Origin of the sequence: Acinetobacter sp. P1(2025) (genome assembly GCF_051390655.1) — a bacterium.
Taxonomy (GTDB): Bacteria; Pseudomonadota; Gammaproteobacteria; order Pseudomonadales; family Moraxellaceae; genus Acinetobacter; species Acinetobacter junii.
The window spans coordinates 1-6645 of sequence record NZ_JBPKBJ010000116.1 but is presented as its reverse complement, the minus strand read 5'-3'; the positions used below and the strand labels follow the sequence as shown (position 1 = coordinate 6645).

At 37.0% G+C, this 6645-nt stretch carries 7 protein-coding genes; 1 reads left to right on the top strand and 6 read right to left on the bottom strand.

Going from position 1 to position 6645, the window contains the following annotated elements; translation table 11 throughout:
* A partial coding sequence (locus tag ACSC97_RS17455) for a hypothetical protein (protein ID WP_436662207.1) occupies nt 1-211 on the top strand: 211 nt, incomplete at its 5' end.
* 7 nt (nt 212-218) lie between these two features.
* Here ACSC97_RS17455 and ACSC97_RS17450 read toward each other — a convergent pair.
* From ACSC97_RS17450 to ACSC97_RS17425, 6 genes are all read right to left on the bottom strand, one after another.
* On the bottom strand, nt 219-422 hold the full coding sequence (locus ACSC97_RS17450; protein WP_436662205.1) for a hypothetical protein: 204 nt from the start codon (nt 420-422) through the stop codon (nt 219-221).
* A 26-nt stretch (nt 423-448) separates the two neighbouring features.
* On the bottom strand, nt 449-1297 hold the full coding sequence (locus tag ACSC97_RS17445) for a hypothetical protein (protein WP_436662203.1): 849 nt from the start codon (nt 1295-1297) through the stop codon (nt 449-451).
* Nucleotides 1298-1326: 29 nt separating this feature from the next.
* A complete protein-coding gene (locus ACSC97_RS17440) occupies nt 1327-3444 on the bottom strand; it encodes a TonB-dependent receptor (protein WP_436662201.1) in 2118 nt (705 codons plus the stop codon).
* Nucleotides 3445-3540: 96 nt separating this feature from the next.
* Entirely contained in the window at nt 3541-4656 is a 1116-nt protein-coding gene (locus tag ACSC97_RS17435; RefSeq protein ID WP_436662199.1) for a tetratricopeptide repeat protein, read from the bottom strand.
* A gap of 56 nt (nt 4657-4712) precedes the next feature.
* On the bottom strand, nt 4713-4952 hold the full coding sequence (locus ACSC97_RS17430) for a hypothetical protein (RefSeq protein ID WP_270911338.1): 240 nt from the start codon (nt 4950-4952) through the stop codon (nt 4713-4715).
* A 15-nt stretch (nt 4953-4967) separates the two neighbouring features.
* Nucleotides 4968-6461, bottom strand: coding sequence for a DUF4331 domain-containing protein (locus ACSC97_RS17425; protein ID WP_436662196.1), 1494 nt, complete (start codon nt 6459-6461; stop codon nt 4968-4970).
* Nucleotides 6462-6645 lie beyond the last annotated feature (184 nt).

Genomic DNA, 6645 nt, shown 5'->3' with positions numbered 1-6645 from the left:
GTCGAGTGATGTGATTGATAAGTATTCTAGTCACATTAATAAATATTTAGATATTCTTGATTTGCCAAATATTCAAATAGGGGATTCATTCTTTCGATTAGGTAAGCCTCAAAAAAGTGTATTTGATGATATTGATTATGACGAATGTTTTGAAGAAATAGGAAAGCTCGAAAAATGGGTACAAGAGTTTGATGATGCGTGTTTTTATTGAAGAAAAACTAATTCCTAGTATCGTCAACTAATTGTTGTTGATGTGGTACAGCAATAGCTTCCCACTCATCATAAGACAAAATAGGTGGAAAAGCGGCTACTAATTTAATAGTAGTCGCTTTCTTCTTTCTGTGGGTTTCGACTTTAGCTAAACGCCTTTGAAAGTCTTTTAATACTTTTACCATTTTAGTATGGTTATTATTTTTAATCAAATTTAGATCGTTGAGAATTTAAGTTTTTAAACTTCGACCGTAAAAGAATAAGGTCTTTCATTCAGATTGCTATTTATAAAAATCGCGTCAAATGACATGTTTTCTAATAATGTTTTGAGGTTGTGATGTGTTTTGATTGAGTCAGCAGAAAGTTTAATAAGCACAATCAGATTGACGGGATCTATCATAAATTCAATCGTTGTTGGTTTTGTTTTGATAAGACTCAAATTATTTTCATGCAAGAGTTTTGTGATTTGTTGAGTGAGCTGATTTATTTGTAATTCATCATCTTTTGAAGGCGATGCCATACTAAGCTCAATCAAAGTAGAGTAAAGCTCTAAATCTTTAGGATCATCAATGACATCGACCTTGTATAAACCTAATGAATCGGTTTCAGACTTCGAGATGGGTAATTGATAATCTTCCAAAAAATTTGAATCCATCGGTTTGATATTTGCTTGATACAGATTAGACACATCCTTTGCCTCTTTGATGGCTTTTTTAGCTCTGTTTTGTGCATCTAATAATGGATCATATAAATTATTAGCCTCTATCATTTGTGTATCTTGAGAGAGATCAAAAAAATCGGGGACTTGATCTGCTAAATTGGTGCTGTCAGTCGAGGAGGCATCCAATCTTTTTGAATTCTGAGTCTGAAGTTGATTGACCGTTGATGGGGAGGGCTCAGAAGATATTCGTACTGTATCATTATTTGTTTTAACTGATGCCGAAACAAAAGTTACTTTCATAGTCGATCTAATATCAGAACTATTTTCAGCATCAGGTTTTAAGAGCACGATGAGGATCACAACATGCGCGATGATGCTAAAGAGAAATGCGCTCTGTGAAACATTTAGTTTTTTTTGAGACCACATGACTTTTCTCCTGAGCATTCATGTTGAAATCAGAATAAATAACGTAAGGTCATTCTGAGGTTTCTTCCTTCAGTTGGATGGACATGCTTATCAAGAATACCTTCGCGTTCAGTTGAGCTAGGCGAACATGCCGAATCTCCTAAATCTTGTCGAGTGCATGAAGCATAATAGTATTCAATATCATTAATTTTTTGATCAAATACGTTGAACAATTCAAGTTGTGCTTGGAAGTTCTTATTAAATTGATAACTGCCTTGCAAGTTCACCAAAGTTGAAGAGTCTGAACGAACTGAATTATCTTCAATCAGTGGGCGTGAACCAAAATAACGTAAACGACCACCAAAGTTTAATTGCTCATTAAAATGGTACGTAAAACCAGCAGCGACAGTCTTTTCGATCGCACCTGGTATGTGGTTTCCTTCAATACTATGATTTTTAAATCTTGCCTTTGACCATGCCGCATCTAAATCGATGATCCACACATCAGTAGGTTGATAGAACTGTGAAATTTCAATCCCTTGGCGTTTACTTGGTCGACTAGCTTCCGTTGTACCAGCATCGCCAATAAATACCAGTTCTGAATCAGAATCAAGTTGCCATAAAGCAATCGTACTCGTCAGTTCTGGAATAAAATTAGCTCTGAGTCCAATTTCAGAATTGATGGTTCTGACTAATGGTGAAACAGAATCAATTTTACTTAAATAGTTACTGTCTCTTGGATCGATATTTAAGCGAGTTGTGGTGCCTCTAGCATCATTGCTATGAAATCCATAAGCATAATTCAGATAATATTCAACATTTTTCCAAGGACCTAAAACAATGCTCAGTTTAGGGCTAAGAATGTGGTCAGTTTCATTACCCGTATTTTCTTTGCGATCTGAATTAACATCAAAAGAATAAAAATCTCCACGTACACCGAAAATAGTCTTTAACCAAGGTTGCCAACTGGTTTGATTTTGACCCCAAATGCCAAAAGAAAACTCTTGAATATCATCTTGGCGAATTGTGCGGAAGCGTTGACGGTTTTCAGTTTGATAAAGCCCGATATCCGCGATGTAGTCATATCTAAAAGAGCTTCCATATGTATTTAAAACGTCTCTATCCTGCCAAACCGTAGCCCAACCTTTCTGATACTTTGCACCAAGCGTTGTGCGTTCCTCCGCTTGTTCAAATTGATCCCCACGTAGTGGATCATTAAGAAAATAACTAAAATCAGAAAATAAGTTCAGCTTGTTATAGACGGCATATGATGAAAGTTCAGAGAATTGTTTTTCATCATGATTCTTCGAATTGTACCAAAGTGCAGTTCTTGAGGATTTTCCACCGTCGCTGGTATTTAGGCTACCAAATCGATCAATCGCCCCACTGTCAATTAAACGCTCGGGGATTTGATCAGTTGCATTCCATTTAGACTGGTAATGTTGAAAAGCGATGGACTTATTTTTATTGTGGTCTCCGCTAAAGTATTTTAGAAATACATTTTGTTTGGACAAATTCTCAGGATTTATCCATGGACCATCGTTATTTAAATTTTCAATTGCAGCAATAATTTCACCATTCTCTAGTTGCAGATTGCCGACACCCAAAACTCTAAGTAAATCATTTTTTCCTAGCGTCATTTGTAGATAGGGACGATCTAATGAATGAATACTTGAAATTTTCGCAGTACCAGCCGAAGCGAAATCACCATCATCAATTGATGTTGCACCTTTATGATATTGGATCGTTTCAATCAGTTCTGGAATCAGAAAATTTAAATCGGTATAGCCTTGTCCATGTGCATGACTAACCATGTTGATAGGGATCTCATCAAAAGAAGTGGCAAAGTCGGTGCCATGATCTAAGTTAAATCCACGTAGAAAAAACTGATTTGCCTTACCTGTACCGCTGTGTTGCGTTACGATGACTCCTGGTATCGTTTCTAGTACTTCACCAGGTCTAGAGAGTGGGCGAGTTTGAATTTGCTCTTGAGAGATCGTACCTTGAGAAGCAGTCGTAGCGATACCAAATGACTCATCTGTAAAAGATGAAGCTGAGAGCTTGATCGTCGGAAGACCTAGAATAAGTTCACCACCTGCATAAGTCATTTGACTCAAGTAAAAGTGGCTACTACCCATCAAAAGTAAAGAAATGATCTTTTTTTTCATTTTTTTTCACTTATATAATTTTATGGTTTAGCTTAATTTTTTTGCTGTGAAATCACTGTGAATCGTAACGATTAAAATCATTTATATTAAAAAAAATCAAAGTACAGCAACCATTTGTTTTAAACGTGGAAGATAAGTTGGATTTTGATAACCTGTGATCGTGCTCCAACGCAACAGTTTTTCAGCGCTTATACGGTCTTGGCTTGCGAGTGCAAGTTCTGCATAAACCTCAAAATCCTCATTTTCTCTTTGCATATCCCAGTTTTTCGCAGCGATCTTGAGACCTTCTTGGTATTGCTTTGATACCCAAAGATATTGTGCTTGTTCTCTCAAATGGATGTGATCTTGCTCTTTTAATAAGGTTTGAACACGCAAGCTTAATTCACTCAGGTCTTTATTTGATGAGTGATCACCTAGTTTCTGTTTCGCTAAAATAATTCGATAAAGAGCACCATCATGATAACGATAGGGTTCTAAGATCGTTAATGCTGTTTGATATTGTTGTTGAGCGATATACCAATTTGCTTTGGCGAGAGTATTAGGTAGGTTATCTGTTGCAAGTAAGGGAATAGCTTGCATCGCAAGTTGTTGATCATTAAATCGTGTGGCAACTTCAAGCAATATATTTCCAAACCATTGCTTATCATTTTTACTAAGTCGTGAGGTCGCTTTTAAAAGCTCATCTGCTTTAGGTTTTAAATCTGAATAACTCTTGGTCATTGCCTCAACTTGGAGGATACAGCCAGCTTGATACCATTTGACTTCGGAATCATTTAGTTGATTGCATAAGCTAAACGATTGATCGAATTGACCTTGAAGTCTATAAATATTTGCGAGTTGTAAAATAGCATCATATTGGTTTGGCTGAGATTTCAGTATTTCTTTTAGAGTCTTTTCTGCTGTACTAAAATCATGGTTAGCCTGCGCTAATCGAGTTGCCAGTAATTTATTTTCCACATCGGAAGGATTTTTACTGGTTTTCATTAAGTTTTCAGCTTGTTCCAATAAATCACCATCGCCACGAGCATATGCTTTTTCGAGTAATACGGTCACAATTTGGTTTCTAACTGTATCGTTATAATGATTATTCAAACTGCTTTGATTGTTTGTAAGTTCTGAGCTTGTATTTTTATGTTGATGTTTAGGATGTGCATGCACAGCACCAAAGTAACTAAGTACTAAAACAGCAAGGGTAAGTTGGCGGATTAACATTTAGAAAAACTCCTAAAAAAGCCCTTAGTTAGCTAATCTAACCAAGGGCTTTTGTTTTAAAATTTAACTGCTACAGGTTCAGCTTTGTTATCTATGGTTGTTTCTGATATTGCAGTCAGAGTTTTTGGTTCAACTTGTTCAAAATTGCTTTGCGATTGGTTGGTCAATATCAACGTTTCTTTCAGTACAGCATCACCTTGAGATTGGTTGTTATTGTTGGGTTTAGATTTATTATCATCGCCACCACATCCGCTTAATCCAATTGCAACCATGAACAACAGCATATATTTTTTCATGGTGTTTACTCCTGATTACTTGCTAGCTGTATTAAACGGTGAGCCCGACACTGGAGTATTTAAATAAGGGAATGTTGTACCGAACTGTTGCGGTGATTGTAACGCGCCATCAGTAAAACTAATTCCGCCAGCTTTGGCATCAGTTGCTTTACAACCTACGGCAGTATTTACGCCATCAATCGTACACAACAAGCCCATTGCAACTCGAAGCTCAATATCTACAACATCGTCACCAGGGCGACGACCATTTGGGAAACCAGCAGTATCACCACCAATGACGCCTAAACGACTTTGCTTGCCTTTTGTTGTCGGTGCGATTGCTGTATTCAAACGTAGCATTTCAGATGCTTTCACATTTTTTGGTTGATTGAGACCAGGAATACCCAATAAGAATGCATTCACTAAGTCTGTACGTGGGAAGTTGGTTGGTGCTACAACAGCGCCGCCTGTGGCATCTTTAAACAGAACTTCAATTAAAGTTGGTAGTGCTGGATTAGTAACATAATCAGCAAATTGACCATCATTGGCTGGTTTACTAGCATTGAATTTGTCTTTGTCTTTCAAGCCGATCACAACCTCATTGACTAACGGCATACCTAGACGTGAAACTTGAGTCCATGCACCACCAACTTTTGATGCGCTGTTCAAGTTGCTATCAGGATTTGGATTTAATAAAGTTGCTTGAGGTAAGCTTGCAGTTGTCCAACCACCAATCACAGTATCGTTTGTAGACACTAAGCATGATTGTGGAACTTCAAGTGCAATCGTCGTGACATTTTTATCTGCAATTGTATTCAAGCCTTGATCTTCAGCATTGACACGAGAAGGTGCAAGTTGAGTGGCTGGAATTTTGATATTGACTAAGTCAAATACTTCTCCCAAGTTCACCGCAAAAGATTCTTGGCGTTGACCAACGAAAACTTTACCTGAACCACAGCTTCCGAAATTCACGTTTTGTACAAAAGTATCTGCATAAGCTTGATAGTTAGGAATAGATTTTGTTCCTACATTATCAAATGGTTTTTTGAAAGTGCCGAGCACATTACGATCACCTTTGCGACGATCTCCTTTAATCATCGTTACTGTGTAGGTTTCAGCCGTATTTTGTGCTGAACTACCGTCATTGGTAATCTTGCCGATATTAGATAATGGAACAGAAATATTTTTGCCGCCCACTGGAACTTGAAGGTCTTTTAATTCTTGGTTGAATTTGAATTGAAAGGTGATGTCTTCTTGAGCATCGCCATTATTGTCTATATGGATTTCGTATAATGCTTTTGGATCAAGAGAAAAGTAGTTCGGGCCGCCATAGGCATCTTGAAGTGGTTGATAATTGGCTAATAATGTAACGTAGTTACTGCGCCCAGATTCATAGCTTTTAAACATATAAAAATCTGTAGCATCTACTTTTGGTAGCTTAGTGATTGAGGGTGCTTCTCGGTGACTTGAAGCAAATGTGGTTGCACTAAAGCTACTTAGCAAGATTGCAATAAGTAGGCGAGAGTCCATAGAGTATCTCCTTGATCACTTTTTTGATCTTAGGTTTTAATTTTTGATAAGTTGTTATGGGTCTTATGCTTTTCCCTAATTTGAAAATTAGTTATATGCATTAGACATTTTAGTTTTACAGATCACCTTGTGAATTTTGTGTGATGCACTTAACATATTTTCTTATGTGATTGATTTTTATATT